The organism is Endozoicomonas sp. 8E (genome assembly GCF_032883915.1).
GTDB lineage: Bacteria > Pseudomonadota > Gammaproteobacteria > Pseudomonadales > Endozoicomonadaceae > Endozoicomonas_A.
The window spans coordinates 5,707,933-5,734,132 of record NZ_CP120717.1; the positions used below are offsets into that span (position 1 = coordinate 5,707,933).

Annotated in this window: 30 protein-coding genes; 11 read left to right on the forward strand and 19 right to left on the reverse strand. The window is 46.0% G+C overall.

The features are described 5' to 3' along the window. Positions 1-165 precede the first annotated feature (165 nt). Positions 166-1,149 carry a transposase gene (locus P6910_RS19970; protein ID WP_317143006.1) on the forward strand — a complete coding sequence of 328 codons (984 nt, stop codon included), beginning with the start codon at positions 166-168 and terminating at the stop codon, positions 1,147-1,149. A gap of 522 nt (positions 1,150-1,671) precedes the next feature. On the opposite strand, the gene P6910_RS19975 is transcribed toward P6910_RS19970, so the two are convergent. Then, on the reverse strand, positions 1,672-2,694 hold the full coding sequence (locus P6910_RS19975) for a hypothetical protein (protein ID WP_317143007.1): 1,023 nt from the start codon (positions 2,692-2,694) through the stop codon (positions 1,672-1,674). A 459-nt stretch (positions 2,695-3,153) separates the two neighbouring features. On the opposite strand from P6910_RS19975, the gene P6910_RS19980 reads away from it, so the two are divergent. From P6910_RS19980 to P6910_RS19990, 3 genes are all read left to right on the forward strand, one after another. Continuing rightward, entirely contained in the window at positions 3,154-5,001 is a 1,848-nt protein-coding gene (locus P6910_RS19980) for a hypothetical protein (protein ID WP_317143008.1), read from the forward strand. Positions 5,002-5,575: 574 nt separating this feature from the next. Next, on the forward strand, positions 5,576-5,809 hold the full coding sequence (locus P6910_RS19985; protein ID WP_317143009.1) for a FitA-like ribbon-helix-helix domain-containing protein: 234 nt from the start codon (positions 5,576-5,578) through the stop codon (positions 5,807-5,809). After that, the gene (locus P6910_RS19990; RefSeq protein WP_317143010.1) at positions 5,796-6,215 is read left to right on the forward strand and encodes a type II toxin-antitoxin system VapC family toxin; all 420 of its coding nucleotides are present in this window, start codon (positions 5,796-5,798) and stop codon (positions 6,213-6,215) included. The genes P6910_RS19985 and P6910_RS19990 overlap by 14 nt, the downstream gene beginning before the upstream one ends. 97 nt (positions 6,216-6,312) lie before the next feature. Here the strand turns inward: P6910_RS19990 and P6910_RS19995 are convergent, their stop codons facing one another. Further along, positions 6,313-6,642, reverse strand: a complete 330-nt coding sequence (locus tag P6910_RS19995) for a type II toxin-antitoxin system HicB family antitoxin (protein ID WP_317143011.1) — start codon at positions 6,640-6,642, stop codon at positions 6,313-6,315. Positions 6,643-7,180: 538 nt separating this feature from the next. On the opposite strand from P6910_RS19995, the gene P6910_RS20000 reads away from it, so the two are divergent. Next, positions 7,181-7,999, forward strand: coding sequence for a GNAT family N-acetyltransferase (locus P6910_RS20000; protein ID WP_317143012.1), 819 nt, complete (start codon positions 7,181-7,183; stop codon positions 7,997-7,999). Positions 8,000-8,287: 288 nt separating this feature from the next. Here P6910_RS20000 and P6910_RS20005 read toward each other — a convergent pair whose 3' ends face one another. The 9 genes from P6910_RS20005 to P6910_RS20045 form a co-directional block, all read right to left on the reverse strand. Next, positions 8,288-8,728, reverse strand: coding sequence for a type II toxin-antitoxin system VapC family toxin (locus P6910_RS20005; RefSeq protein ID WP_317143013.1), 441 nt, complete (start codon positions 8,726-8,728; stop codon positions 8,288-8,290). Then, positions 8,725-9,033 (reverse strand): type II toxin-antitoxin system Phd/YefM family antitoxin, encoded by a 309-nt coding sequence (locus P6910_RS20010; protein ID WP_317143014.1) that lies wholly within the window; start codon positions 9,031-9,033, stop codon positions 8,725-8,727. Before P6910_RS20010 ends, P6910_RS20005 begins: the two co-directional genes overlap by 4 nt. 568 nt (positions 9,034-9,601) lie before the next feature. Further along, positions 9,602-10,027, reverse strand: a complete 426-nt coding sequence (locus P6910_RS20015) for a type II toxin-antitoxin system VapC family toxin (protein ID WP_317143015.1) — start codon at positions 10,025-10,027, stop codon at positions 9,602-9,604. Beyond that, positions 10,027-10,239, reverse strand: a complete 213-nt coding sequence (locus P6910_RS20020) for an AbrB/MazE/SpoVT family DNA-binding domain-containing protein (RefSeq protein ID WP_317143016.1) — start codon at positions 10,237-10,239, stop codon at positions 10,027-10,029. The genes P6910_RS20015 and P6910_RS20020 overlap by 1 nt, the downstream gene beginning before the upstream one ends. Positions 10,240-10,558: 319 nt before the next feature. Then, entirely contained in the window at positions 10,559-10,873 is a 315-nt protein-coding gene (gene tnpA / locus P6910_RS20025) for an IS66 family insertion sequence element accessory protein TnpA (RefSeq protein WP_317143017.1), read from the reverse strand. Between the two features lie 87 nt (positions 10,874-10,960). Further along, positions 10,961-11,233 carry a CopG family antitoxin gene (locus P6910_RS20030; protein WP_317143018.1) on the reverse strand — a complete coding sequence of 91 codons (273 nt, stop codon included), beginning with the start codon at positions 11,231-11,233 and terminating at the stop codon, positions 10,961-10,963. Further along, positions 11,230-11,508: a hypothetical protein gene (locus P6910_RS20035; RefSeq protein WP_317143019.1), complete on the reverse strand. Its 279-nt coding sequence runs from the start codon at positions 11,506-11,508 to the stop codon at positions 11,230-11,232. The genes P6910_RS20030 and P6910_RS20035 overlap by 4 nt, the downstream gene beginning before the upstream one ends. Before the next feature lie 419 nt (positions 11,509-11,927). Next, positions 11,928-13,550, reverse strand: coding sequence for a PglL family O-oligosaccharyltransferase (locus P6910_RS20040; protein WP_317143020.1), 1,623 nt, complete (start codon positions 13,548-13,550; stop codon positions 11,928-11,930). A 66-nt stretch (positions 13,551-13,616) separates the two neighbouring features. Beyond that, positions 13,617-14,039, reverse strand: a complete 423-nt coding sequence (locus P6910_RS20045) for a prepilin-type N-terminal cleavage/methylation domain-containing protein (RefSeq protein ID WP_317143021.1) — start codon at positions 14,037-14,039, stop codon at positions 13,617-13,619. Between the two features lie 666 nt (positions 14,040-14,705). Here P6910_RS20045 and P6910_RS20050 point away from each other — a divergent pair. The 3 genes from P6910_RS20050 to P6910_RS20060 all read left to right on the forward strand — a co-directional run bounded on the left by P6910_RS20050 (position 14,706) and on the right by P6910_RS20060 (position 15,739). After that, positions 14,706-14,924 (forward strand): hypothetical protein, encoded by a 219-nt coding sequence (locus P6910_RS20050; protein WP_317143022.1) that lies wholly within the window; start codon positions 14,706-14,708, stop codon positions 14,922-14,924. 256 nt (positions 14,925-15,180) lie between these two features. Continuing rightward, positions 15,181-15,420, forward strand: a complete 240-nt coding sequence (locus tag P6910_RS20055; protein WP_317143023.1) for a type II toxin-antitoxin system ParD family antitoxin — start codon at positions 15,181-15,183, stop codon at positions 15,418-15,420. Between the two features lies 1 nt (position 15,421). Next, the gene (locus P6910_RS20060; RefSeq protein WP_317143024.1) at positions 15,422-15,739 is read left to right on the forward strand and encodes a type II toxin-antitoxin system RelE/ParE family toxin; all 318 of its coding nucleotides are present in this window, start codon (positions 15,422-15,424) and stop codon (positions 15,737-15,739) included. Positions 15,740-15,785: 46 nt separating this feature from the next. Here P6910_RS20060 and modC read toward each other — a convergent pair whose 3' ends face one another. The 5 genes from modC to moaD are packed head-to-tail and all read right to left on the reverse strand — an operon-like array spanning position 15,786 to position 18,982. Continuing rightward, positions 15,786-16,859, reverse strand: coding sequence for a molybdenum ABC transporter ATP-binding protein (modC, locus tag P6910_RS20065; protein WP_317143025.1), 1,074 nt, complete (start codon positions 16,857-16,859; stop codon positions 15,786-15,788). Next, positions 16,859-17,533 (reverse strand): molybdate ABC transporter permease subunit, encoded by a 675-nt coding sequence (modB, locus tag P6910_RS20070; RefSeq protein ID WP_317143026.1) that lies wholly within the window; start codon positions 17,531-17,533, stop codon positions 16,859-16,861. The genes modC and modB overlap by 1 nt, the downstream gene beginning before the upstream one ends. Then, complete coding sequence (gene modA, locus P6910_RS20075; RefSeq protein WP_317143027.1) at positions 17,533-18,282, reverse strand: molybdate ABC transporter substrate-binding protein; 750 nt, start codon at positions 18,280-18,282, stop codon at positions 17,533-17,535. The genes modB and modA overlap by 1 nt, the downstream gene beginning before the upstream one ends. Further along, positions 18,279-18,734: a molybdopterin synthase catalytic subunit MoaE gene (moaE, locus tag P6910_RS20080; protein ID WP_317143028.1), complete on the reverse strand. Its 456-nt coding sequence runs from the start codon at positions 18,732-18,734 to the stop codon at positions 18,279-18,281. Before moaE ends, modA begins: the two co-directional genes overlap by 4 nt. A 2-nt stretch (positions 18,735-18,736) precedes the next feature. Next, a complete protein-coding gene (gene moaD, locus P6910_RS20085; RefSeq protein ID WP_317143029.1) occupies positions 18,737-18,982 on the reverse strand; it encodes a molybdopterin converting factor subunit 1 in 246 nt (81 codons plus the stop codon). A 53-nt stretch (positions 18,983-19,035) separates the two neighbouring features. On the opposite strand from moaD, the gene P6910_RS20090 reads away from it, so the two are divergent. Continuing rightward, on the forward strand, positions 19,036-19,593 hold the full coding sequence (locus P6910_RS20090) for a hypothetical protein (protein WP_317143030.1): 558 nt from the start codon (positions 19,036-19,038) through the stop codon (positions 19,591-19,593). Between the two features lie 42 nt (positions 19,594-19,635). Here the strand turns inward: P6910_RS20090 and moaC are convergent, their stop codons facing one another. Genes moaC through P6910_RS20105 form a run of 3 tightly spaced genes read right to left on the reverse strand, consistent with a single transcriptional unit; the run spans position 19,636 to position 21,241 of the window. After that, positions 19,636-20,109 (reverse strand): cyclic pyranopterin monophosphate synthase MoaC, encoded by a 474-nt coding sequence (gene moaC, locus P6910_RS20095; RefSeq protein ID WP_410493844.1) that lies wholly within the window; start codon positions 20,107-20,109, stop codon positions 19,636-19,638. Continuing rightward, complete coding sequence (gene moaB, locus P6910_RS20100; protein ID WP_317143031.1) at positions 20,109-20,633, reverse strand: molybdenum cofactor biosynthesis protein B; 525 nt, start codon at positions 20,631-20,633, stop codon at positions 20,109-20,111. Before moaB ends, moaC begins: the two co-directional genes overlap by 1 nt. 26 nt (positions 20,634-20,659) lie before the next feature. Further along, on the reverse strand, positions 20,660-21,241 hold the full coding sequence (locus tag P6910_RS20105) for a molybdenum cofactor guanylyltransferase (protein ID WP_317143032.1): 582 nt from the start codon (positions 21,239-21,241) through the stop codon (positions 20,660-20,662). A 174-nt stretch (positions 21,242-21,415) separates the two neighbouring features. Between P6910_RS20105 and P6910_RS20110 the strand changes: the two genes are divergently transcribed. Then, positions 21,416-24,628 carry a hypothetical protein gene (locus P6910_RS20110; RefSeq protein ID WP_317143033.1) on the forward strand — a complete coding sequence of 1,071 codons (3,213 nt, stop codon included), beginning with the start codon at positions 21,416-21,418 and terminating at the stop codon, positions 24,626-24,628. 77 nt (positions 24,629-24,705) lie between these two features. Further along, on the forward strand, positions 24,706-26,190 hold the full coding sequence (locus tag P6910_RS20115; protein ID WP_317143034.1) for a DASS family sodium-coupled anion symporter: 1,485 nt from the start codon (positions 24,706-24,708) through the stop codon (positions 26,188-26,190). The last annotated feature ends 10 nt before the right edge of the window (positions 26,191-26,200 follow it).

The following is a 26,200-nucleotide window of genomic DNA, read 5'->3' on the forward strand; positions in this document are numbered from 1 at the left end:
TAAAAAGGACACCCACAAAAATGAAATAACAAATTAAAAAGAATAAATTAAAAAGGAACAAATTAAAAAGAATTAAAAAGGACACCCATATATTTGACCAATCGACCGATTAAGCTATTTTTCTCATGTTTCCGATTTTTACCCACCATAGTAACTGGGGATCCCATGACACAAGCCCGCAGCAACCTGATTGATTCAGGTTCGACACCCTATTACCACTGTGTGTCTCGGTGCGTCCGCAGGGCTTACTTGTGTGGTGAGGATCATCTGACCGGGAATAATTTTGAGCATCGCAGGCAGTGGGTGGTCGACCGTCTGCGTACATTGGCCTCTATCTTTGCCATCGAAGTCTGTGCTTATGCTGTGATGTCTAATCATTATCACCTAGTACTACACATTAACACCAGTGAGGCTGATAAGTGGAATCGAGATGAAATACTGCGGCGATGGACTGCCCTTTTCACAGGTCCATTATTGATCCAACGCTATTTGAGCAATGCTACGCTCAGCTGCTCAGAACTCAACCGTGTCGATGAATATGTGGCAGAGTATCATAGCCGTTTGAAGAGTATCAGCTGGTTTATGCGTTGTTTGAACGAACATCTGGCCCGTGAAGCCAACAGGGAAGATGGTTGTAAAGGCCGATTCTGGGAAGGACGTTTTAAGAGCCAGGCGTTACTGGATGAAGCCGCTTTACTGACCTGTATGGCTTATGTTGATCTAAACCCTATCAGAGCAAAGCTTGCATCAACACCAGAGCAATCAGACTATACCTCCATCCAGAAACGCATTGAAAAAACTACCGAAGCAACAGATAGCAGGCAGCCGTTCATGTTGAAGCCTTTTCAGCACCAGGAGCAAGACCCGAATAAAACATTGCCATATATTCTTCATGATTATCTGGAGCTGGTCGACTGGAGTGGAAGAGCGGTCAGAATGAATAAGAAAGGTTCCATTGCGGAAAGCTCACCTCCTATCTTGGCAAGACTTGAAATAGACGGTGATGAATGGCTAAAAACCATGAGCAGGAAGAATCGATTTTATCGTGCAGCCGGACGACTGAAGGCCATGAAGGCATATGCGATCAGTACAGGTCAACATTGGCTTCAGGGGTTATATTATTGTGGCCGATTATTTCAGTCTGGTTGATTCATCTTTTTTGCCTTATACGCCACATTCTTTCTACATAGATTTGGTGAGATGTCATTCTGCGTATTTCATAAACCTATTAAGTCGTTTTTCCTTGTTTTATCGATTTTAGGGTCGTCCCAAGCTTGATCCGGTCAGGTGCTTTTTATGCGTGGCGGATTATGTGTTGGCTTCTAGTTAAGAAAATTTTTGGGTGTCCTAGTTTTTTCTGAGAGGGTATCTGGCTCGGAGATTTTATGGGTGTCCTATTTCTCCTCTATTTCTCCCCATTTCTCCCAGATGCAGACATACCAGCTTTGGCAGGCAGGTGTGTGTCCTGAGTTGATTCATGCTGAAAAAGAAGGGTGAATATATTTCATCAAGGATCGATGAATGGAGGTTAATGTTTGAGCCGATCAGGTGGTTTTTATGCGAGACCGATTATGAGAGGGTATCTGGCTCGGAAATTTTGCGGGCGTCCTATTCCTCTCTATTCCTCTCCGGTGACCTATTCTTCTCCTCCTCCTATTTCCCTCTCTTCTCTTATATTTTCCCCTTATAGACTTCAAGCGCAATCTTATCTTCTTTTTTAACTCCCAAGTGTCTCCTTGAAGATGAGAATATTTTAAAATATGGACGATCATCCGAATTTTTTAAAGCTGAGAATAATGTAGGCACAAACTTCTGGCCAAATGTAGATTTAGAACAGACTTTATTATTCTTTGTTTTTACAACTCTACCGAATGACGATTTTATTTTTTCAAATTCCTTGTGAATTCTTTTCATTTTTTTAGCGGAAGAAGGGAGAGATTTTTTTTCGCACTGCAATAAACTCAAATCAAAATCTTCTTTAAATTCTTTTGCCTGATTGTTTATCATTGAAGAGTCACCAGTAATCCATTGTTCAAGAGTGAATGCGCCAGAAACTGACTGTAGTATGTGAAATTTGTTACCTCCCCTAACAATAACAAAATCATGAATACTTTCCTCTTCGTCATCATCCGAAACTTTAAGCTTATGAAAAAACACGTAATCATTCTTTGGGTCGCTATTGATGTACTTCTTATATCCATCCTGATCATCAGCTGAAAAAATAGTAGATTCTGATTTGCTTTTCAGATCGAAGTTTTTTTGAAGAACTAAAGACGTTACGCTGCTTAACGTTTCTTCTTCCAGTTGATCTAAACTCAATTCTAATGCTAATGAAAATGTGTCGCTTTTTTTTGCAAGAACCCTATCAGGTACATATTTTTTGTCGACACCCAATATTTTTGAAACATCGGATAACAGGCTACTATCTACCTCACTATAAAGTGAAACAGGCCTTGAAAAAGCACAGACAGCCTCATCTAAAGTACTTTGAAAAAACTGTGACTTTTCCTGTAGCTCGGTTGATTGCCCTGTATAGGGCGCTAAGGGCAAATTGAGACAACGCGGGAGACTTTCGTTATATGCAGTAACTTCTTTACCCATAATGACACCTGTGGGTACTTTCCCTGTTCGGGCGCGCTTGGGTGGTGGTGAGTCTGAAAAAACTGTGCCGGAATTTTTATTTATGCCATTCATGTCGGTTATCTCCCAAATTAGTATTTTTCCTCGATTAACGAGAACTTTCAATATTGGTTCTTAGAATTTAGAGGCGTTTTTAGCATAAAAGTTCATAGCAAGTTGTTAAGTGCAACTAACAAAGTTTCTTTCTTTCACGGTTTCTCTCATTGATATCTTGTTTCCAGGCTCTACAGACTGGCGTAAAACTCTGGCCCCCATGCTTTTAGACCCTCTGGGTCCGAGCGTGGGAGCCCATACGTTATCTCAAGTTGCAGAACTCGGCTTTCAAGGGGGTATGAGCTCCCAAACAGGTTGCGAGTGCAAATCAGAAATTTTTTGGGTGCCCTGGTTTCTTTGGGAACGAGTAAAAAATTTTATGGGTGTCTCACACACTAATCTATCCTTCCTCTCTGTAAACCAGAAGGCAAGGGTAGAATTATTAAACACTCACTCTTTGCAACACTGCTGTTACTGTCGTTGTCTGTCATCTGTCAGGCTAAACCGTTGACAAGGCGTTTTATTATCGAGCTTGAACAGAATGCAGGTTTTCCAAACCAGAACTTTTCTATAAAGATTGACCGACGTACATTGTCGGGAAGCCTGCCAGACATTGCCGACACAAACGGCTGCGAAGAACCAGATTTACCGCCTGATAAAAAACGACACAAACCCGACAGTTACAGGGTAAAAACGACCCTCGTTGAGTCGATTTCCTGGCAATGGCTTTACACCACAAACCTGCCGTTTACCTACGAACTGTTCCTGACCAGCAGAGATATCCCTCTATGTTCAAAACCTTATTCATGGATACTTGTAGAAGCAGTTATAACCGTTGGCTGGCTTTTAAAAAGCAATTGGAACCCGGATTCATTGCTGTTTAAGCCGATTGAACAACATGAAGCGAGTCAAAGTCACCTGCTTGCGATCACCGCTATGATGCCTGGCTCTGAACATGAACAACAAGGCCAACCAGCAGAATCATCCGGTCAGCAAGCTCCACGTACCGACACCTACCCTAAAGACTATTTCACCAATCTGCTGTATTCTGACTCTGGCGACGATAGCGGAAACCCTCAACAACACTCGCACACTTTGGGTCTGAATTGTTTCGTCTTTCCCTGCAGTGACGTTTGTCAATTCCGACAATCTTCCGATGCGTCCGACAGCGGAGCGCCAGATTGTAGAGAAAGTTCAACAAACCACGAAGAAGCAGGGCCCGGACGCCCCTGTTTGACCGATACAAACACCCCAGCCAGACAAGCAACCTGCAACGTGATAGTGTTCGGGAAGGATGGCCAGCTGCGACAATGCGAAAGGATCTACAAGAATAAAAAAATGCTACAGTCTCATAAAAGCAGATTCCATAGCGGTCAAAAGACCTGTGACCTGATGGTGATCGGAGAGGGTAACCAGTCGCAGCCATGCGGAAAGGTCTTCCAGAATGCAAGAGGCCTGACAAATCACAAAAGCATTGTCCACAGCGGGCAAAAAAACTGTAACGAAACCATAATCGGGAAAGATGGCCAGCCGCAGCCATGTGGAAAAATCTGCAGCAATGCTCGATCGTTGACGGTGCATAAAAGCCGATACCACACCGGACAGAAAACCTGTGCCGTAACCGATATCGGGGAGGATGGACAACAGCGGCCATGCGGGAAGGTCTGCAAGAATGCATTAGCCCTGACGGAACACAAAAGCAAACGCCACACCGGGCAAAAAACCTGTAACTTATCAGTAGCTGGGGAGGACGGCCAGCCAAGACCGTGCGGGATGGTCTGCCAGAATGCTATGGCCCTATCAAATCACAAGAGAAACTTCCACTCCAGGCAACAAACCTGTACGGAAAACGTGACCAGGGATGATGGCCAGCTGCGGCTATGCGGGACAATCTGCAAGAATATTCCAACCCTGTCGTACCACAAAAGAAGAGAGCACTCCGGGCTACAAGCCTGTAAAGTAAACATAGTTGGGGAAGATGGTCAGAAGCGGCATTGCGGGAAAGTCTGCAAGAACCCTGATGCCTTGTCGAATCACAAAAGAAGAGATCACAGCGGACAAAAAATCTGTGATGTAACCATAATCGAAGATAATGGCCAGCTGCGGCCATGCGCGAAGGTCTGTAAGAATGCTAAAGCCCTGTCGGATCACAAATCCAGATACCACACCGGCCAACAAATCTGTGACCTTACCGTGATCGGACATGATGGCCAACCGCAGCTGTGCAGGAAGGTCTTCAAAAATGCAAAAGCCCTCTTGAATCACAAAGGAATACATCGAAAACGCAAGCCTTTTGATGTGGATCGGGACACTTATCCCATACCATGAACTGACACCTGCCCTTGCATGAGGAAAACTCAAAAACACACTTTTTTCTTTTTACTCGTTCCCGCGCTCTGAGTCTGTCACAAAACCGTTAAGTCGGAATTTTTGTGGGTGTCTCATTTCTTACGCTCAAAAAGTCAGGCCACCACAACCATTATTGGGGCGACTGCGGTGGCCCGGAAGTACTGGCAACACAGATCGAATGGTGGAGTGCGCCGATTTGATGAATTTCTGACGCACAGATCAAACACTTACCAAATTTCGCGTAAAGTATCGCCCAAATGGATTCAAGGACACCCATACATTGGATTCAAGGACACCCATACATAAATGTAGGTGTCCTAGTTTAATTCAGTTTATAGTTCGGAAAATTTGTGAATTTTGTGGGTGTCTTTTAAATCTTAAATCCATCCCTTAAATCCACTTAAACCCACAGAGCGTGGGAACGAGTCAAATGTGGGTGTCCCATTTATTGCCATTTATTGCTCTTCCCATTTCTCTCTTTTTTACCTTTATTCTCGTCCATTTCTGATATCAATGCTATCATTTACGAATCGAATGTATCTGGATGACTCTTATGGCTAACCTGATAGTGCGCAATATTGATGAGGAAATAGTAGATGCCCTCAAAGCTCGGGCAGGAAAACACGGGAGAAGCGCAGAGGCTGAGCATCGAATAATTCTGGAAGCAGCTCTCCTTCGTCCCAGGAAAAAAAGCTTCACTGAAGCATTGAAAAACATTCCAGATGTCGGCTCAGATACGGACTTCGAACGTATCAATGATAACGGTGATCGTGATGTATTTAATTGACACCAATGTCATCAGTGAATTAAGAAAAAGAAACAGTGCAAATCAGGGCGTTCAGCTTTTTTTCAACACAGCACAAAAAAAATCATTAAAGCTCTACCTTAGTGTTATCTCCATAGGTGAGCTCCGTAGAGGCGTCGAAAAAATTCGTCATCGAAATGACTCTATTCAGGCAAAGCAGTTAGAGCTATGGCTAAATCATCTGATAGATGATTATCGAGATCATATTCTTGACTTTGGTAGCACCGAAGCTCAGATTTGGGGAAAACTCAGAGTACCCCGCCATGAAAATGCAATTGATAAACAAATTGCAGCAACAGCCCTTGTTTATGACCTGACAGTAGTCACAAGAAACACCGGGGATTTTGTGGATACAGGGGTTAATTTGTTCAATCCATTCCTGGATTGAACAAAAAGATTATGTCGATGGGGCGGAGTAGTCATTTCCAGAAATTTTGTGGGTGTCCTATTTATTTTTTATCAGAGAAATTTTGTGGGTGTCCTATTTATTTGTGCAATCTACTGGCTATATAACGATTCAAGCTTACACCTGATTCGGCTGCCTGGATAACTAACAAACGATGCGTTTCCGGAGTAATTCTTAACAATACTTTCCCGCTATAGTCTCTGGTTGAAAATGGCTGCGGTATCTCTTCATTTGCATTGTTCATTTCAGCTACAGTTTCCAGAACTAAATTCTGGATTCCTGATAAAGCACCTACTTGCGTCTCTTCGAGCCAGCTCAAACTGGGAAATTCAGCACACAAACCAATATATTCCTGATCCTCTTCAGACCAGGTTAACCGGTATGTATATCGATCAATTTTCCTATCCATTTTTATCAACCTCTATACGTTCGATCGCCTGTAACACCTGCCTTACCTGATAAGGTTTAGCTTTGCCCTTGTTATTTTGAATATTCACTCTTGGGTCAACAACCCAAAGTGTTTTATACACCTTATGACTTGATCCTGACTGTCTTGGTGCACCAAAGTATGAGTCACAGAATTTTCAAAGGTCTCTGAACTTCACGCCTTTGGGGTTGCTCCTCACCTGGGTGAGAATTTCAGTGATATTAGCCATACAAGAATAGTTGCACTATTTATACTACCTGCAAACTGTTAAACACTGCAGGGGCATTATCAGGCCCTGCGGGTCTGGGCGTGGGAGCCCATAGGTTTTCACATGTTGGAGAGTTCGGCTTTCCAGGGAAGAGGTATGTATTTCCAAACAGGGTGCGGGTATGAGTCAGAAATTTTTTTGGGTGTCCAAATTTTCCCTTCTCCAGGTAATAACGAATGTTTTACTGGACGCAGCAATCTATCATTGCCTAACCTCTCCTGACCATCAAAAAAAGAAATCAGGATTATACCAATGCCGCTTACCCTGTCTTCCGGCCAATACCGCCTGGTTGATAAAAATAACCGAACCGAAGTCGACCTTTGGCATCACTATGAAGAACTGATATGCGACGACAATTTTGGCAGAACGCCATCAAATCCTTGGTACGAGCCAGAATGGGCTGATGAGGCAACAAAGAGCCAGTTTCTCAAAGATCATCTGGCTCATATCAGGCTTTATGGTTCGCATTTTCACAGATATTTCATTCTTCACGACTCTCAGATAGTCGGTACTTTTGCCGTTAAAAAGGACTCTTCAGCTGTAAGTTATCTTCCGGTCGAGTGTTTGTACGTCTTGCCAGAGTTTCGTCGCCAGGGGCTTGCGAATAAGGCTCTTAATGCAATTTACGAGCAGACCTGTGCCGCTGGTTTGGATGGTATAAAGCTCCAGACTGAATACCCGTGGAAACCGGCCATTAACTTTTACCTGCATAACCGTTACTGGCTTCTGCACTGGAATCCGAACCTGAACTTTGTAAGGTCAAGACAATTTCCAGATTATCAAGTTACCCATGCTGGCGAATGGCTAAATTTGTCCATTCAGAACAAAACACGTTATACCCCCCTCCTCTCTGCAAGAAACGATGGAGATACATTGCAATGGAAGGTTCACGAATATACCCGGGAAGTTTCAGAAAACCTTCTGGTTACGGCTGAAACAACCTTTTCTCTGCACCTGGACGTTTTGGGCTGGCCCCTCAAAAGGTCAGGCCATCACAACCATTATTGCGGCGACTGCGGTGGCCCAGAAGCACTTGCAACACAGATCGAATGGTGGAGTGCGCCGATTTGATGCATTTCTGCCGCACAGATCAGACACTTACCAAATTTCGCATAAAGTATCGCTCAAATGAATTCAAGGAAATGGATTCAAGCATGGATTCAAGGGCACCCATATATAAATGTGGGTGTCCCAGATTATTCATATAAATGTGGGTGTCTTATTTCTTTATACTATACCGTAAGATGCAAAAGTGAAGGAAACCCTCGTTTTGGTATCAGGACTGAAAAATTGCTTTGAAAGCGGGGATTCAAGGACACCTAATATATAAATGTGGGTGTCCCTTTTTACGTCATCGGTTTATGGACTGGAAGACGCTATATCTACCCATGGGTTATATAGCTTTGCCTGGCTCATACGCATATCGTTTGTATTTCGAGTTACTACAGTACAGTCATGGACTAAGCCAGTGACAGCTATTAGCCCATCAATAACAGGCATGGGTGTACCCTTTTTTTCAGATTCAGAGTGAATTCTCCCCCAAGCCATTGCCACCCCAAGATCTACAGGTAATATTCTATGCTTGAAGCGCTCCATAAGATCAAACTCAAGCCAGGTCCGCAATTTATCTTGCCTTATCGGCTCCTGGCACTTTCCTATCCCCTTTTCTATTTCTCCCAAAGTCAAAACACTCAAATAAAGCTTGTTTTCCTCACAAGCATCCATCCATTCAATTACATGCTGATCAGGATTTTTTTTGAATGCTTCTGACAACACACAGGTATCGAGTAAATACTTCACAGATCTATATCCCTCGGGGTTTCTTTACTTCTGTCAAACGCTTCAACATCAGAATCCGAAAAGGGAGATGCTTTGAGAAAGTCACTCAGACTATTCTCTGGTGCACACATCTTTTGATAGTCTTCAAATGAGAGAACAACAGCCGCTTTATGCCCGTGCCGGGTCACAAATTGTGGACCGTACTGACGAGCCCGATCCACAATATGACTAAACTTGCTTTTCGCCTCTTGTAACTGCCATTGATTTTCCACTTTAACCTCCTGAATCATGACAAACCCTCGATAAAAACTAGTCTGACTAGTCATTTCTGTCAACCTCGGCAACTACGCCATCAACTCTATAGACAGGCTGGAGATGCGATTGCCGAGAATATCTAACTTTATGCAGAGCACGTGAGAGGAAGTTAACAATAAGGCCCGTAGAAGGTGGTGAGGTATACCGGTTTTAGCATGAAGGTGAATATCCTGAGTTGATTCGTACTCTTCGAGGACATCCATATATTAGCGTAGGTGTCTCATTTCTTTCTGGGGATAACCCCTAAAACCCTTTAGAAACCACCCGCCACCACAGCCTTTAACCTGAGCTGAAGGCTATGAACACATCCTATCTCTCAACAGCCAGAAACCCTCACAGGATGAGGCCAACCGGCTGGCGCTTAACCTCCAGACCGGATTCAAGGCGGACTCAAGCGGACTCAAGGACACCCATATATAAATGTGGGTGCCCCAGTTTAACCTCTTTTCCACGTATAAATGTGGGTGTCCCAGATTACTCCAGATTATTGTTTCTTCCTCATATAAATATGGGTGTCCCGGATTATTGGGGATTCAAGGACAGCTATATATAAATGTGGGTGTCCCAGTTTATTACGATCTAATTCGGAGCCTTGGCTCCAGGTAGTTTTTGTGCAGCTTTGTCAAAAGTGAAAGAGCCATTGAATACCTCTTTCTGCTTCTCAATCACGCTTCGACCTTTGCACACAATGAGCGCATCAGCAAAGCCCGCTTCCTTACCTTTTAGAGGCTTTGTGTTCTTAAAGTCACTCAGGGCTTTCCAAACAACCTGGCCGTCCTCAAAGTGAAGGTAGGCTTCCTGAAAAAGCTGCAAAACGGTCTCAATGATTTCAGATTTGGTAAGCTGGTATTTTTTGCCCTTCAGCGTCCAGACTGTCTCAACCAGAGCAGCATCAGTCACCAGAACCTTTTCCTCTCCCTGAATCAACCGAGTGGCCTGTGCTGACTGCTTCTCATCGTCTTGCAGTAAGTACCGGAGTAGAATATTGGTATCAATGACTATCACTACAAAGCACTCTGAAGTGAATCGTCGTCTGAGATGTCCTGCTTGGCCTTGACGTGCTTCAGAAACCCTTTTGCTGCCCCTTTATGCTTCTTGATCAAGGTAATCCGACCATCGACGATAAAGCTGTCGATTTCATCTCCTGGCTGGATGCCAAGTTCCTTACACTGACGAGCAGGGATAGTGATTTGCCGTTTGGCACTGAGTTTAGGCATAGCTTTATTTCTTTACATTTTTCGTTTAGTAAAGATAGTGCATCACTTTAATTATCGCAATATATAAAGCAAAGGCAGGGACTCAAGGACAACCATATATAAATGTGGGTGTCCTATTTATTGCTATATATAAAGCAAAGGCAGGGACTCAAGGACAACCATATATAAATGTGGGTGTCCTATTTATTGCTAGGGAAGGGGTATGTATTTCCAAACAGGGTGCGACTACGAGTCAGAAATTTTGTGGGTGTCCAAGATTATCCCGTGTCTGTCACACCCGTGGCCAGATACACAGGGTGATTGATATTAGCAGTCATCATCAGCCGATTACCTGGAGTAAACGTTGCAGACAGGCGACATCGAAATCTGAAGCCAGAGCCACAGTAAAGCCTCGGGGCGTTACAAGAGAGATGCCGGATTCCGGTGTTTGAACCTGATAGGTGTCATTATTATCTACTTTTACAGGAACCAGTGTTTGCTGCGGTTTCGGGGCAGATTGAAGGCGACGTTTATGGTAGCCGAATGTTTTGATTGGCAGCCCGTTGCGGCGGACATATTCAGCCTGGGACAGGCCACTGTTCTGCCAGGCTTCGATGTGGTCTTTCCAGTATTGCTGCTTTTGTTCTCTGGTCATAGGAACCTCCAAGGTCAGGGAGGTTAAAGTATTCAGGAGGTTGTGCAGGGTTTGAAGGTGTTGTTGGCTAAACGCTTACGTTTCTTGTCAGACATCCCGCAAAGCCCCTGACAAATACTTATGAATAATACTGGACACCAGTGTCTGGTATGGAATCCCTTCCCGCTGGGCCCGTGACTTAATCGCCATCAGGTCATGTTGGGAAATGCGGATATTAATACGCTTATCCTTTTTAAACGTCTCACTGGCCATGGCTTCCAGCGTCGTCTTGCGCTCAGGGGTCATCACAGACTCATACTCACCCTGTTCAAGGGCATTGAGCAACGTTTGCTCCTCGTTATCCAATGTCGTTTTTTTCATGATCGATCTCCCAAATAGTCACGGGTAAATTTGCGGCTGGGAATCAGTGTTTTCAAAAAGATCTCCTGCTCACTTTCCACATAGGGCACCAGCCAGACGTAACCCTGTACATTCACCACAAAGATCCGCTGATGCGGATACGCTTGCGGATTAGGATGGACGATGTCATCCAGTAGGCCACCATTCTCTATGTGGAAAATGACTTCCTCGAAAGACTGATCCCGTTCGCGGATCAGCTGCTGATTCTTCTGAGGGTTCCAGTTAAAGCGTTTCATGAGAGAAGTATAGCGAATGTGTGCCTTTTGTCATCAAATAAAGCAGGCAATAGTGATTCAATAGTTCGGCTTTCTGGGGGATTCAAGGATGGGGGATTCAAGAACACTCATATATAAATGTGGGTGTCTTAAATTACTCAATTTAGAAACCCACAAATAAATGTGGGTGTCTCAGATTATTCGCTTGATGAGAAACCCACAAATAAATGTGGGTGTCCCAGATTATTTCAGGACAAGCGGACCCAAGGACACCCATATATAAATGTGGGTGTCCTATTTATTTCATTCGATAAAGCAAACGGACTCAAGGACACCCATATATAAATGTGGGTGTCCTATTTATTCTGGGTGTCCTATTTATTTCATTCGATAAAGCAAACGGACTCAAGGACACCCATATATAAATGTGGGTGTCCTATTTATTCTGGAAATAAATGTTTCATTTCATTCTCAACAATCTTTGCCTGTTCTATTTTACCAAGCGCTTTCAGAGCTACGATTCTATTAATGTATATCCCTTTTCTTGGCCACTTACTTAAAGCTTTTTCCGACCATGAAATATAATTAAATAAATTCATCCTATCATTGTCTTTCAACGCCTTATACAACATCAAATAGTTCACTTCACCTTCAAACTTTAGAGAAAGAGTCATCGGGTTCACAACTTTCGATAGGACGGAAGGGTCTTTTTTCCCATTACGCTCATATTCATAGAATACATAGATCGTATACAAATTGCTCAACATAAAGACAGCTGAAAAGACTGGTAAAGGATATAATAACAGTTTTAATTTTTTGTTTATACAAAAGAAAACCCTTTCCACTTTAAAGTCGAAACAATAAATAAAGAATAAAAATATAATTGCGTGAGTGATAGACAAATAAAACGGAAGCTCTGTTTGCGTGTGAAAAGCAATAGGAAAAAAAAGCCCCATTATGGCGAGGATCAAACTCCATTCTTTTCCTTTAAGCAGGTAAAATCCACCAATAACCAATACTAACAAAGCAATGATAGATAGAACACCTCCTTCTATCCCCCAATAAAGAAATTCATTATGAGGGTGAGAAAACACAGTCTTAAAAATAACTTCTTCGTTATAATTCTCTCTATTATCAGCAATAAACTCTCTATAGGAACGCTCAAAGTTTCCGTAACCGAAGCCTGTAAAGGGTTTTTCAAGAATCATATCAAAAGAAGCTGAGTATAAATTCAATCTATGTTCAATCCGCTGAAATGACTCAGCCGATCTTACTCCCTCTTTAATGTCCGCTAGTAGACCAGCTGTCACTCCAAGTGAGAGGGATAGAACTATCAGTCCTGTAAGTTTCCTACTCTTCATTATCAACAAAGGTATTGAAAGAATAAAAGCTAGTGAAGCTCCTATTAGGCCAGTTCTTGATTGAAGGACAAAAAGCACAAAGCTGGACATAAAAACGGTAATTAGCACCAACGCTCTTTTTATCGTTTCACCTCCCTGGCTGAATGACATTAGAATAATTGAAAGAGGTATTGAAGACGCTAAATAGCTTGCCAAAACATTGGGTTGCTGAAAGACTCCACCCGGTCTTATTGAGTATTTGTAGCCGTAAAGTTGACTTTCAGGGATAGGCTTAACAATCTCGAAGAACACATAAAGGCACTGACACGTAGCTGATATTAGAATAAAGTAAAGAATGACGAGCTTATGCTTTCTATTAAGCTCTAATTGAACCAATGAAAAGTAGAAAAATAATAACGCAGCCATTGCAATAAGCCGGTTTGGAAGGCCACTGCTTTGTTTATAAAAAACTGGCACAACTAAGATTACAAGAGCAAAAGAAAATATAAGCAAAACCCTTGTATACTCTAATTTCTGCTTTCTAAAAACACAAACAATACCTAAGAAGCTAATCAGTGAGATAAAAATCCAAGCAAAACTGTTTTGAGGTAGGTACAAGTCACTTCCACCACCATTTGGAAGAACTAAGTGCATAAAGAGCAGGAAATGAAAGCCAAATAAAGTAACGGCTATATTTGATGTATTAGCTTTAAAGTAAGCCATGTAATTCTACAAAAAAGATTAATTCAGAAAAAGCGAAAAGGGGGCGAAAGCCCCCTAGAGAAGAAATCAGCAGAAGCCTTCAGTCGTGCAACCACCACTAACAGTCCAATCGACACGCCCACCCGAAACTGAGCCAGTCAGAATATAGTCTGTCGCAGAGGAAATATTATTGACACCATTTGTTGGAGTCACAGTGATGGTAACGGAATTAGATGCACCACCAATTAAAACTGAGTTTACTAATGACGTAGCATTACTAGTAGCTAGGATTTCTGTAGCTGCTAGCTGAGAGCAGTCAGCAGGACGCCCTGTTTGAGCACACACTTCTACAGCTGTCTTGGAAGGTCCAGCAGCAGCAATTATTTCAGAGTATGCAGCACGTGCAGTGTAAGTTTGATAAGCAGGCAAAGCCACAGCCGCCAAAATCCCAATAATCGCCACAACGATCATCAATTCAATCAGCGTAAAACCACTTTGTTGTTTGTTCATTATTCCTAGCCCCCTGAGGACATACATTTTTATTATTCATTATTAAGCCACTGCGGAGCGTAAGCACCTGCCAAAAACGACGCATGGCCGCCCTGGTCTGCTCAGTCTACCCACTGCACCCGACAGTGACGCGTCCATAAATACTCTTTCATCCAGTCCATTGTTTGATGGGCAGAATACGATGAAAAAAATAACCACTCATGGCTGTAATGTCTTCCTGACTGCTCGCTGAGAGCTTTTTGATGCAAAACTTTCTGTCCTGAGACCCTGTGCGAAAGTGGTACATCAACCTTATCCAACTGCAGAGACCGCACACAGATAAGGACAAATCCTTAGAGCATTACGATATATTCCACAACGAAAAAAGCAACCTTTTTCTGGTGTATTTATGTTGTTTTGGTCAACTTTTTTAAGCTTGACAAGAAAGACGGTTTCTGACGTTTAGTTGTCTGGTAAAAGACAGCCCCTGAACCACACAGAATTCTGGCAAAGAGAAGGGTTTCAACTATAGTTCCTCCCGCTATCCGTTTAAGACCAACGAGGAGCCCACCTGTGCAAAATGCCCTGTTTAAAGAACTCAAAAGAATGGGTATGGACGAGGATATAGCCTTGGAGTTCGTCACTAGAAGGCTCCCTTAAAATCTGGCCACAAAAGAAGATATTCTGGTGCTTCGGGAAAACATCCTGCAAGTCAAACTTGATTTAGAACGTAGTATTGCACTATTACGAAAAGAAATGTACGCCGGTCATAATAAACTACAGGCTGATATTTTAAATCTACGAAAAGAAATGCATGCCGGTCACAATAAACTTCAGGCTGATTCCGTAACTCTACGAGAAAAAACTCATCAATCCATTCACGAACTGCGCATGGAAAATAACTGAAATGAAAGAAATGAGAGCTGAGATTGGCAGTGAACTGGCTTTACTGAGCCGACAGCTCTGGATTACTTTTGGAGGTCTGATTACTACTATTGTTAGTGTCTTTCTGATCAATTATTACTTTCACATGCCACAGTGCTCTGACCCGGACATTGGGATTTGAGAACAGTCACACAAACCAGAATGAATCATTGATGGAACTTGACACCAGACCATTTGATACCATAATCGGGTATATATTGGTACAGGAACCAGCAAGATGGCTAAAAACACCAGCATTACTCTTGGAGATCACTTCGATGGCTTTATCTCCAGCCAGATCGATAGCGGTCATTATAGCTCTGCCAGCGAAGTAATCAGGGCTGGTCTCAGACTGCTTGAAAACCGCGAAACAAAACTGGAAACGCTGCGACAGTTATTGATAGAAGGCGAAGAGAGTGGAAATGCAGACTACAATCTGGACTCAATAATTGATGAGTTGGACAACGAGCTCAATTAACATGCAGCCAGCGTTTGTATTAACCAAAAAAGCCAAGAGCGATTTGCTGAGCATCGCTCGATATACCTCCAAACAATGGGGGAAAGCTCAACGAAATCTTTATCTGCAACAATTGGATGAAACCTTCCATACATTAGCTAAACATCCTGACTCTGGCAGCCCAAGCGACCATGTTCGAACGGATTACAAGAAATTCCCCCAAGGCAGCCATATTATTTATTACCGAATTAAACCAAAGGGTGGGGTTTCAATCGTCAGGATCCTTCACAAAAGTATGGACGTTAATTTACAGATAGAGTTGACTCGCTGCGAACAATAAAAGTAGCTATTATAGTCATTCATTCTGAATTTAGTGCGTCTTAACCTCAAACCACCTCCAACCCCGAAGCCTTAAAATGAGCAAACACCTTCATGCCAATTTTCAGCGCCAACCGATCCACCGACTTTCGTGTCACCAGGGCCATTAATGTCTGCTTACCCAGACTTAATGTAATTAACTGATGCCAGTCGTCTCTTGTTTGTATTGAATCAATCACCACCGGCAAACGATTCAAAACACTGGTGTCGCAAAAATCTTCCAGAACAATACTTACTTCATGGGCAGGGACAATCATTCGCACTCTGGCCCCCAACGCCAACCCCGACTCGTGAACATGCAGCTTATGGCCTTCCGCATTCAGAACGGTAAGCCCATAGTCTTTATCATGATCAACCACTTCTGCTTCCAGCATGGATAACAGTGGCTCATGCTGATCATCTACGGCCAGTGCGCTGTTTAGCAACCTTTGGCTCTGGTCTTTGCCGGTCACAGCGCCCCGGTGCAGTAATAAAACCTTGTCCGTCAGGCGAGCCACCTCTTCTCTTGAATGGCTGACCATGATGATGGGGATATTAAAATCCCGATGAATACTTCTTAAGCAAGGCAATATCGTTGCCCTGGAATCCCAATCCAGAGATGCCATAGGCTCATCCATTAACAGCACCTGTGGCGCATTCAACAAACTACGGGCAATGGCTACACGCTGTTTTTCGCCGCCGGACAAGGTTTCAACGCCGCGATTTAACAAGTAACCAATGCCTGATTGATCGACGACTTCTGCAAAGGTTAATCCCTGTCGATCGGTGTTTGAGCGCTTCATGGAAAACTGCAGGTTACCCAGAACGCTCAAGTGTGGAAATAAACGCGCTTCCTGAAAGATGTAACCAATCCCACGTTGTTCCGGGGGCACAAAAATACCCTGTGCGCTGTCCATCCAGACCTGTTCATTAAACTGAATCCGACCCTGCGCCTGTTTTTCCAGACCGGCAATGGCTCTGAGCAGAGAAGTTTTACCACAGCCCGAAGCCCCCATGATGCCCCAGACTGCATCCAGCCCCAGAGAGGTATTGATGGAAAGATCAAATCGATCCCGGGGTAGTTGAATATCCAGTTTCAACATCAATGGCTACTCACTCCAGACACCTGTCGCTTATCAATGCTGTAGAGGGCGACCAGCATCACAAGAGCAAAGGTTAACAAACCCGCTGCCATAGCGTGTGCCTGATCCAGCTGTTGAGTTTCCACCGCATCGTACAAGGCAATGGACAACACCTGGGTTTCTCCGGGAATGTTGCCGCCAATCATCAGCACCACACCAAACTCGCCCACAGTATGAGCAAACCCCATGCAGGCAGCCAGCAAAAGTGCTCTGAGAGAATTAGGCAGAACCACATTCATAAACCGGTCGAGCCGACTAGCCCCTAACATGGAGGCGGCTTCAAGCAGACCATAATCCAGCTGCTCAAACGCTCTTTGCAGAGGTTGTACGACAAACGGCAACGAATACAGTACAGAGGCAACCACCAACCCTGAAAAACTGAATGCGAGGGTAGAACCGGTTAAATCAACCCACCACTGGCCCAGAGTATTGTCTGGCGAGAAGGCGATTAACAGATAAAAACCGAGTACTGTCGGCGGAAGTACCAGTGGCAACCCCACAAAAGCTTCTATGAAAGGCCGAAAACGACTTTTCATATTGGCCAGTTTCCAGGCCAGAGGCACACCCACCAGCATTAATAGCAGTGTTGTCGTCAGAGCCAGTTTAATGGTCAGCCAGATGGCTGTGGTCAGCATTATTTCGCCCTATCTTTGATGGCTGGAAAATAGCCATGCTCTGCAATATATTTCTGGGACGAGACAGACAACACAAACGTCGAAAACGCCTGAGCTATCTTTTTATGCTCTGTCCTTTTCAGTATCACCATATCCTGACGAACCGGATCATAAAGCCTGTCTGGCACATAGGTGATTCGCTTCAGCTCATTTCCTGACAACTGAGATAAGGCAACCAGTCCCATATCAACATTACCGCTGGCAACAAACTGCCAGGTTTGCTGAATGTTAGCGCCCTGTACCAGCCGCCCCTGATAACTCTGCCATAAACCCGATTTTTCCAGAGACTGTTTTGCTGCCAGTCCGTAGGGAGCGGTTGCGGGGTTGGCAATAGCCAGTTTTCCTTGCCAGTCTTTGAGCTGCTCAATGGCAAATGGGCTTTTATGTTCTGTTCGATCCCAAAGCACCAGACGTCCATAGGCGTATGTTCTGCGGCTGTCTGGCAGCGCCCTGCCATTGTTTTCCAGCTTCAGGGGTCTGGTTTGATCGGCTGAGAAAAAAAGATCAAAAGGTGCTCCGTGCATAATCTGGTGATAGAGCACGCCGGTCGACGCTGAAGAGATACTGACCCTGTGGCCCGTCTGACGCATAAACTGTTCAGCCAGATGTTCCAGCACAGGTTTAAAATTGGCCGATACCGCCACTCGAAGATTGGCGGCGGTTGCGCTTATGCTCAACAACAGTGTCAGCATACCCAGCCAATATTTCACAACGACTCCTGTCCCCAGCGTTTTGCTGCCTGTTCATCGGACTCTCTCGCATCTACCCAGCGATCACCTTCTGGCGTGGTTTCCTTTTTCCAGAAAGGAGCGCGGGTTTTCAGGTAATCCATAACAAACTCACAGATCTCAAAGGCCGCTTTGCGGTGGGCACTGGCCACACCGACAAAAACAATTCTGTCACCCGGCTGCAGCTGTCCGACCCGGTGAATTACTTTTATGGCTTGCAGTGGCCAACGCTCAGCGGCTTCATCAATAATTTCCTGAAGCGCCTTCTCGGTCATACCCGGATAATGTTCCAGGTACAGCCCCCCCACATCATCCCCGAGGTTTTCATCCCGCACCAGTCCGGTGAAAGTCACCAGCGCCCCGGTACCGGTGTTGCTACTGAGCTGATCCTGTTCATAGCCCGGATCAAAGTCGTCTTTCTGTATTGAGATCATGATCACCCTCCGGTGACGGGGGGAAAGAAAGCAATTTCGTCGCCTTCTTTTATTGCAAAATCCTTGCGGGTCATGGTCTGGTTCAAAGCCACCAGGGTGCGTGAGTCATTGACGACTTCCTGCCAGTCTTGCCCCCTTTCAGAGAGCAGGCTTCGGAGTGCAGAAAGATTCTCTGGAATCTCTGCCAGCTCCAGTCTGTCTGTACCCAGCTTTTCCCGGTAGCTGGCAAAAAAAAGAACCTTAATCACCGGATTCACTCTCCTCTGGAAAAAGTCTGCTACTTTGAGAGTTCTACTCAATAATGTTCTACTTAAACAAGGCTGTATCTATGTCACCCATCGAAGCCAGACTCGACATACTGGAAATACAACATAAAAACCTGGACGCCGACGTGCATAGCCTCGCAAAGGTCTGTGCAGAAATCAAAAATATCGCCCTGACCAATCAGAGTGATATCACCGGGTTAAAGCTTGATGTCGCAGACGTTATCAACGACATTGCTGATGTTAAAAATGATGTTGGGTCGGTTAAGGAACATGTCAATGCGTTAACCACTGCAACCCATGCCGGCTTTATGAGAACCGACAAACGCTTTGATGAAATGGATGCCAGATTCACCGAGCGTATGGATCAAACGGATAAAACAATTAATCAAATGAACACTGAGCTCAATGAACGCATGGATCATATGGACTCAAAATTCACCAAACGCATGGACCAGATGGACTCAAAATTCACCGAACGTATGGACCAGATGGATTCAAAATTCAGCGAACGCATGGAGCAGATGGATGCCAAGTTCACTGAACGCTTTGAACAACTGGAATTGTTAATCCGGCAACGACAACCTGTTAACTAAAACCCGCAAACCAGTGGCAGCTTCAACTGTTGCCACAGCCCTTTATCCCGCTTTGTAATGACCACCCTTGCCACCGCTTTTCTCAAGCACCCGCACACCTTCGATGCACATATCCTTATCTACCGCCTTGCACATGTCGTAGATCGTCAAAGCTGCCACAGAAGCTGCTGCCAGTGCTTCCATTTCAACACCGGTTTTACCGCTCAGACGACAGCAGGTCTCAATGCGAATGCGGTGTTGCTCTGGCTCAAGTTCAAATTCTACGCCAATGAAGTTAAGCATTAACGGATGACACAGAGGGATCAGGTTGCCACACTGTTTGGCAGCCTGAATACCGGCAATGCGCGCTACCGCCAGGACATCGCCTTTCTTGAGACCATTGTCGGCCACCAATGCCAGTGTTTCCGGCTTCATCACCACGAAACCTTCTGCCCTGGCTTCACGCCGGGTGACATTTTTGTCACCCACGTCCACCATGCTGGCCTTGCCCTCGTCGTTGGTATGGGTCAGCGACATCAGCCTTCAACCTTCTTGAGTTGCTCCACAAAGTTGCAGGGGCGGTGACGACGGTCCAACTGCTCTCTGATAATACCTTCCCAGGCAGTCTTGCAGGCATTGTTGGAGCCCGGCATCACAAAAATGATAGTGCCATTGGCCAGGCCGGCAACGGTTCTCGACTGAATGGTAGAGGTACCCACCTGTTCATAGGAGAGTTGCCGGAACAGCTCGCCATAACCGTCTACCTCTTTGTCAAAAATGGGGAGTAAGGCTTCCGGTGTACTGTCACGACCCGAAAAACCTGTACCGCCAGTCACCAGAACGACCTGAACATGATCCGAGGCGATCCAGTGGGATACAACTTCACGAATCTTGTAGATGTCGTCTTTGACAATGACTTTGTCAGCCAGTTTATGACCGCTGGCGGTCACATTATCCACCAACAGGTGGCCGGAGGTATCTGTTTCCTCTGTGCGGGTATCAGAAACAGTGAGTACCGCAATATTCAGGGGTACAAATTCAGTTACTTGCTTATGAGCCATCGTGTCTCCGTTGATACCGTTAATCATTACTCAAGCTTATCCCCGTTCATGGCTGTCAGGGCGCGATGCCACTCATCGGGGGTATTGGTGTTCTGGAAATGCACTGCCATTGGGTCAGGAAGTGGGACAGCCACCCCCTGCAGACGATCAAACAGCCGCCCAAGAGAATAGTCTTTGTGATCCTGACTGCTCAGCGCATTATCGACGGCACTTCGAAGCTGGCTGTCGACAGGCAGAATAAGTGGCAGGGAAAAGGTTTCAAACATAACCGCCCTGCCCAGCTCAGCTATAGATAATACCAGCTTCCTGCAGGCTTCCGGTGGTAATAAAGGCATATCCACCGGTACCACTAAAAGGTTCACACCATCGGGTAGAGTGTCAATAGCCGCATGAACACCGCCAAGAGGTCCCCTGCCAGGGATTTTATCCACCAGCGCCCTGCTGCCAAACTGGTCACCACTGAGCAGTACTTTATCGATACCCGACTCAAACAGCAGATTTTGCATATGCTGAAACAGGGGAATGTTCTGCCAGAGCAAGCGAGCCTTGTCCTGCCCCATTCGGGTAGACTGGCCACCCGCCAGCACCAGTCCGATTGTTTGGGTCATATTCAGGCACCCTGACCATAAAGCGTTTTGCCAGATGAACGGGTTGAGGATTCTACCAGCCTGTCCTGTAGAGGTTAAGGCTAAACAGTTGCATAGCCGAAACCAGTAACCAAAAATTACTGGTCGTTTAAATCTGCTCTTTACCGACCTGATTCCGTGCCGCTAATTAAATTGATGGATTCCATCCTGCAGACTCCCGGGAGCGAAAAAAGACTTTCCCGGTCAATCAGGGAAGCATCAGAGACTGACATGCCCAGCATAGAAGAACACATAAGCCATCATCTGGGGCTCATCGACCAGGCCACTCAGGAAGGTCGGGCCTGTCGTGTCGCTATGGACAGGGATGGTCGACCCGTTGTAGAGACCTCCCCAAAAGAATTTCTGAAGAAAGGCCCCTGGAAACTGTTACACCGGAGGAACGAAGAGGCTGAAAGAACGCTCAGGGAAATGATCATCGACGTTATTCGCAAGCCTGAGACTAGCTTATCTCTGCGAAAACAGGTCTTTGAAGGCGCCAAAGCCGGTCGATACGTCTTTTTTTCGGAAAGGGAAGCCAAAGTAATAGAAAAAAACCCTGAACTGATGTTACACCCTGACCAAAAAAAAGAGCCCGTTACCAGCAAACCTCTGCCAAAAAGAAAAGTCAAACTGCTGGACGCTATGAACTTCAAAGGACGGATCAGAGAGGTGTCCGGCAACCCGAAGAGGCACCGGTTTGCCGATGCCATGAAAAGCAGTGGCCCTGCCAGAGAGGTTAAAAAAAGGACACCTCCGGAAATCCCTGCTATTCCCTTTACGCCACCGACCATTACTGTCACTCCACCCGCTGAAGAGGCCGAACAGCCGGGTTTATCAACACCGATAGACTTCGAAGCAACGCCTGTGCTTCAGCCGCCGTCTGAAACCACAGACTCTCCACCCATCACCGGCGACATCCCCTACATACCGACACCGGTGGAATTGCCGGAAGACCCACCTGAGGCTCCGGTTTCCGTGATATCAGGACCTATCACTCTGGTCCCAAAGGATTCGCTTGAACGCCCGGTCATTTTTCCGAAAGTGCCCCGGATTATGCTCGAAGAGGCTCGAAAAGAGCTGGAGACAAAGCTGCCTGCAATCAATCTTGCCGACGCAGATCAGTTTCTCTGGTTGTACTACACCTGTGTGTTTCTCGAAGAACACACATCTGACGACTCGGATGAATTAAAAACGCAGCTGGAGCAAAGCTTTGCCGCTGCTGGTCTGTCTAATCAATACAGAAAACGGCAAACCGAGCAAATGTGGCAGGCGGTTCGCATGCTGAAAGCCGACTTGTCGCCCGAAGCGTTCACTGAATGCACGGATGAGATCAGTCAAATCAGCAGCCCCATGCGTTTCAACCTTACCCAACATCTGGTCAGGGATATCAATCAACTCGCTTTCCGAAAAGTGCCCTACCCCAACGGCGATCCGGCTAAAAAAATCGAAGCATTTCAGCTGGAGTTTCTCGAGCAGGTTAAAGATACCGACGAATTAATGGAAGAGCTGGGCTTTGAAATCGAAGATCCCGATGAAAGTGACCAGCCTCTGGAAGCCAGGGCAAAACTGGTGGATGTCAGGGCACAGTTAGAGAACGAATTATTAACCTACAGCACCGAACATGAGTCCTTTGCTCAGTTGGTTGACCAGCTGGAAGAGGTTGATCCTGCTGCAATCAGAAAGAAAATCGAAGATGGAATAACACTCACCGGGGAAGAATTACAGGCGATTATCGCAGCCAAAAAGCAGAAACTGGAAATAGCGCAGCGGCTTGGAAAAAAGTGGGGAGACTCCCTGCTGCTGGACGGGCGTAACTGGCCAGACAGGTATTCCAGGCAAACGTTATCGAAACTTTATGATCTTGCCAGTCTGGACAGCCCGGCCATCAACGCCTCCCTTAATGGCTGGATTCTGGATAAACATCAGGAAGCAGAATACCACCCACAAGTCATCATCGATGGTTCCGGCATCCATGGACTGCTGGCGGCCTTAACGCAGGTTGAAGCAGGCGCCGATGTTACCCTGTTATTGAACCCGGAACCCATCTTTGCTGCCAACGAGACAGTCCGGCTCGACCCGCAATGGATGGAAGCATTACGCTTTCATCTCGGTGGACAGTTTGACCTGCTGTTTACAAGCCCGCCAGCCTCTGAACACCATTCTCCACAAAACAATGACAGCAGCTCAGGTCTGCTGCACCCGGACGGGTTTGGTGAAATTTCAGCGGGCACCCTGCATCAGGCTCTCTGGAAACAGGTCCTTGAGATGGCCCAGCCTGAGTCCTCGCCCCTTAAAACGGTCACCAATGCCCGGGTCGTCGATATTGAAGCGCCTGATCAGCAAAATGCAAAATATCTTGTTCATTTGGAACATCAGAGCGAACAGAACAGCGACAGGAACAAAGTCCCTGCAGACCTCCTGATCAATGCCCGGTCAGAGCCTAATGCTCCCAGCGCTGAATATCTGGCAACAGAAACCGTCGATGATAAAGCCCATAAGGCCGGGACTAACGGGCAAGCCAGACCGCCAAAGCGTTTAGCCTGTCGGTGTGCATTTTCACTGCCCCTGTCTTCCGCTCGCAATGAACCTGCGCTAAAGAGCCCTTTCAAGATGATGGTTACCGACTCGTCATTCAGCCAGTCTTTGGCCAAGAATATGCAGAAGAGACTGGGTCATAAGGCGCCTGTCCCTCCCGGTATCAGAGAGAACATCCTGAACAGGTTCCAACTCATCCTGATCGAAAGGAAGGAAGATTTCGACAACAACAGCCAATATCCAATCACGGGCGAATTGGAAAAGCTCTGCCTCTCAATAGTGAATGAACCGGTACCGTTGAAAATCTTTCACAGTGAAAACCGGCACGTCATCCAGATTGACATGGAACTACCTGCCCAACTGTGCCAGTTTCTTGAAATTGCCGATGCTTACCTGCAACACAATGACGCAACTCCCGAAGAGGCAGCAGCCATTCGTCAGCAGATTCTGGCGGTCTGGTTTGAAGCGGTAGCGGTGCAAATAGAATTGCCTGAACGGGACATCCAACCGGAACAACTGAGACTGGATTCCCTGTCTACTTTTGCACCGGAAAAGACAGCTCTTGATCCCGCCGTTGAGACCCTTGAGGCTGATAACAGCATGCTCACCATAACGGCCATTGGCCCCGCAGCCGTGAAAAACACAATGTCTCCCGAAGCTAACCAGACCTCGGCCAGAGAACATATCTTCCAGTGTCAGGCGCTCACTGAAAAGTTGTCGGAGCACTACGCCCCTGAGGGTCATCTTAAGGACGCTGAAAACCTGCTGGAAGACGCAGAAGATATGGTACAAAAGTACTTATTACTGAAAAAATTCGTTTTTGAAGACGATTAATCCTGCAAGAACTTCATCCTTTATTAGACTTTAGGGTTCCTCTCCTACGAACACTAATAATTGAATGAGGTTGTATCATGTCCAGCCATCTGGAAAACGCTACTGCAATGAAACAATGGACTGCAAGACTGGCTGTTCCCCTGTCGTTCTGTGCACTCCTTCTGGTAATCTCTTTGCCTCTTGAAGGCTTGACTGCTTATGGCCAGATTATGCTGGGCATCCTGGTTATGGCGGTCATTCTCTGGGTAACAGAAGCTTTGGCTTATCCTATCAGTGCCCTGCTTATTGCAGCACTGATTACCCTGCTGACAGGTCTTGTCCCCAACAGTGAAACCGGTGCAGTCCTGGGTACCAGTAAAGCACTGGGACTGGCCATGAAAGGCTTTTCATCGCCCAGCATCATTGTTATAGCCGGTGCACTGATCATGGCCGCCGCCATGCAGTCCACTGAGCTGGACAAACGTATCGCTCTGACCATTCTGTCACGCATTCGCCCCAGCCCCGGCGCTATTATCGCGGGCTGCCTTCTGGTCGGCGTGGTGTTTTCGTTTATGATTCCTTCACCCACCGGACGTACAGCCGTTCAGGTTCCTATTCTGGCAGGGGTGATCGCCACACTGGGCCTGGACCCTAAAAGCCGTCTGGCAGCGGTATTAATTATGGGCGCAGCCCAGGTCAGCACAATATGGAACGTTGGTGTCATGACAGCCACCGGCCACAATGTGGCGGGTCTTGAGTTGATGCATGAACACAGTGGCTTCACCATGACCTGGATTCAATGGTTGATCCATGCCGGTCCCTGGTCGGCCCTGATGACGGTAATCCTGTATTTTATTTTGAAAACGGAGGTCAGGGGACACTCTTTAAAAGACGACATCAGCCAATGCCTGGACACCTCTTCCGACCCCTGGTCCTCCCGACAGAAAAAGCTGGCGCTTTTTACCGTTCTCCTGATCAGCCTCTGGGTGACCGAGGGCACGCTTCACCACATTACTGTTCCAGCCACCATGTTATTGATGTCCGTTTGTCTGCTGCTGCCCGGAATTGGGGTCTTTGAGAGCTGGAAAGATATTGAGAAGCGCATTCCCTGGGGCGTCATCGTCATGTTTGGCATCAGCATCAGTCTGGGTCAGCAACTGGTGAGTACAGGCGCCGCTGCCTGGCTGGCAGAACGCTGTTTTTCATCCATGGAAATTCACACTATGTCGTTGGCCCTGCTAGTGTTCGTCATGACCTTGTTTACTGTGGTCATGCATTTGGGCTTTGCTTCGGCAATGAGCCTGACCGTAGCATTACTGCCGGTATTCCTGGCTTTTACCGACACTCTGCCAGACAGCATGATACATAACGCCATGGGGCTGGTGCTCGTACAACTGTTTGCCGTGAGCTTTGGCATGATTCTGCCGGTGAACTCACCCCAGAACATGGTGGCCTACTCAACAGGCACCTTCCAGGCCAAAACATTTGCCCGGATCGGTTTGCTGCTGACCCTGGCCAGTCTGTTGACCTTTGTACTCTTCTCCATGACCTGGTGGCAGTGGACCGGACTCCTGTCTCCGTAGCCAAGAGGGT

Excerpts from the sequence above, each read along its gene's own strand:
- P6910_RS19970 (WP_317143006.1), top strand. The coding sequence starts at position 166 with ATGACACAAGCCCGCAGCAACCTGATTGATTCAGGTTCGACACCCTAT.
- P6910_RS19975 (WP_317143007.1), bottom strand. The coding sequence starts at position 2,694 with ATGAATGGCATAAATAAAAATTCCGGCACAGTTTTTTCAGACTCACCA.
- P6910_RS19985 (WP_317143009.1), top strand. The coding sequence starts at position 5,576 with ATGGCTAACCTGATAGTGCGCAATATTGATGAGGAAATAGTAGATGCC.
- P6910_RS19990 (WP_317143010.1), top strand. The coding sequence starts at position 5,796 with ATGTATTTAATTGACACCAATGTCATCAGTGAATTAAGAAAAAGAAAC.
- P6910_RS19995 (WP_317143011.1), bottom strand. The coding sequence starts at position 6,642 with ATGGATAGGAAAATTGATCGATATACATACCGGTTAACCTGGTCTGAA.
- P6910_RS20000 (WP_317143012.1), top strand. The coding sequence starts at position 7,181 with ATGCCGCTTACCCTGTCTTCCGGCCAATACCGCCTGGTTGATAAAAAT.
- P6910_RS20010 (WP_317143014.1), bottom strand. The coding sequence starts at position 9,033 with ATGACTAGTCAGACTAGTTTTTATCGAGGGTTTGTCATGATTCAGGAG.
- P6910_RS20020 (WP_317143016.1), bottom strand. The coding sequence starts at position 10,239 with ATGCCTAAACTCAGTGCCAAACGGCAAATCACTATCCCTGCTCGTCAG.
- tnpA (WP_317143017.1), bottom strand. The coding sequence starts at position 10,873 with ATGACCAGAGAACAAAAGCAGCAATACTGGAAAGACCACATCGAAGCC.
- P6910_RS20030 (WP_317143018.1), bottom strand. The coding sequence starts at position 11,233 with ATGAAAAAAACGACATTGGATAACGAGGAGCAAACGTTGCTCAATGCC.
- P6910_RS20035 (WP_317143019.1), bottom strand. The coding sequence starts at position 11,508 with ATGAAACGCTTTAACTGGAACCCTCAGAAGAATCAGCAGCTGATCCGC.
- P6910_RS20040 (WP_317143020.1), bottom strand. The coding sequence starts at position 13,550 with ATGGCTTACTTTAAAGCTAATACATCAAATATAGCCGTTACTTTATTT.
- P6910_RS20045 (WP_317143021.1), bottom strand. The coding sequence starts at position 14,039 with ATGAACAAACAACAAAGTGGTTTTACGCTGATTGAATTGATGATCGTT.
- P6910_RS20055 (WP_317143023.1), top strand. The coding sequence starts at position 15,181 with ATGGCTAAAAACACCAGCATTACTCTTGGAGATCACTTCGATGGCTTT.
- P6910_RS20060 (WP_317143024.1), top strand. The coding sequence starts at position 15,422 with ATGCAGCCAGCGTTTGTATTAACCAAAAAAGCCAAGAGCGATTTGCTG.
- modC (WP_317143025.1), bottom strand. The coding sequence starts at position 16,859 with ATGTTGAAACTGGATATTCAACTACCCCGGGATCGATTTGATCTTTCC.
- modB (WP_317143026.1), bottom strand. The coding sequence starts at position 17,533 with ATGCTGACCACAGCCATCTGGCTGACCATTAAACTGGCTCTGACGACA.
- moaE (WP_317143028.1), bottom strand. The coding sequence starts at position 18,734 with ATGATCTCAATACAGAAAGACGACTTTGATCCGGGCTATGAACAGGAT.
- P6910_RS20090 (WP_317143030.1), top strand. The coding sequence starts at position 19,036 with ATGTTCTACTTAAACAAGGCTGTATCTATGTCACCCATCGAAGCCAGA.
- moaC (WP_410493844.1), bottom strand. The coding sequence starts at position 20,109 with ATGTCGCTGACCCATACCAACGACGAGGGCAAGGCCAGCATGGTGGAC.
- moaB (WP_317143031.1), bottom strand. The coding sequence starts at position 20,633 with ATGGCTCATAAGCAAGTAACTGAATTTGTACCCCTGAATATTGCGGTA.
- P6910_RS20105 (WP_317143032.1), bottom strand. The coding sequence starts at position 21,241 with ATGACCCAAACAATCGGACTGGTGCTGGCGGGTGGCCAGTCTACCCGA.
- P6910_RS20110 (WP_317143033.1), top strand. The coding sequence starts at position 21,416 with ATGGATTCCATCCTGCAGACTCCCGGGAGCGAAAAAAGACTTTCCCGG.
- P6910_RS20115 (WP_317143034.1), top strand. The coding sequence starts at position 24,706 with ATGTCCAGCCATCTGGAAAACGCTACTGCAATGAAACAATGGACTGCA.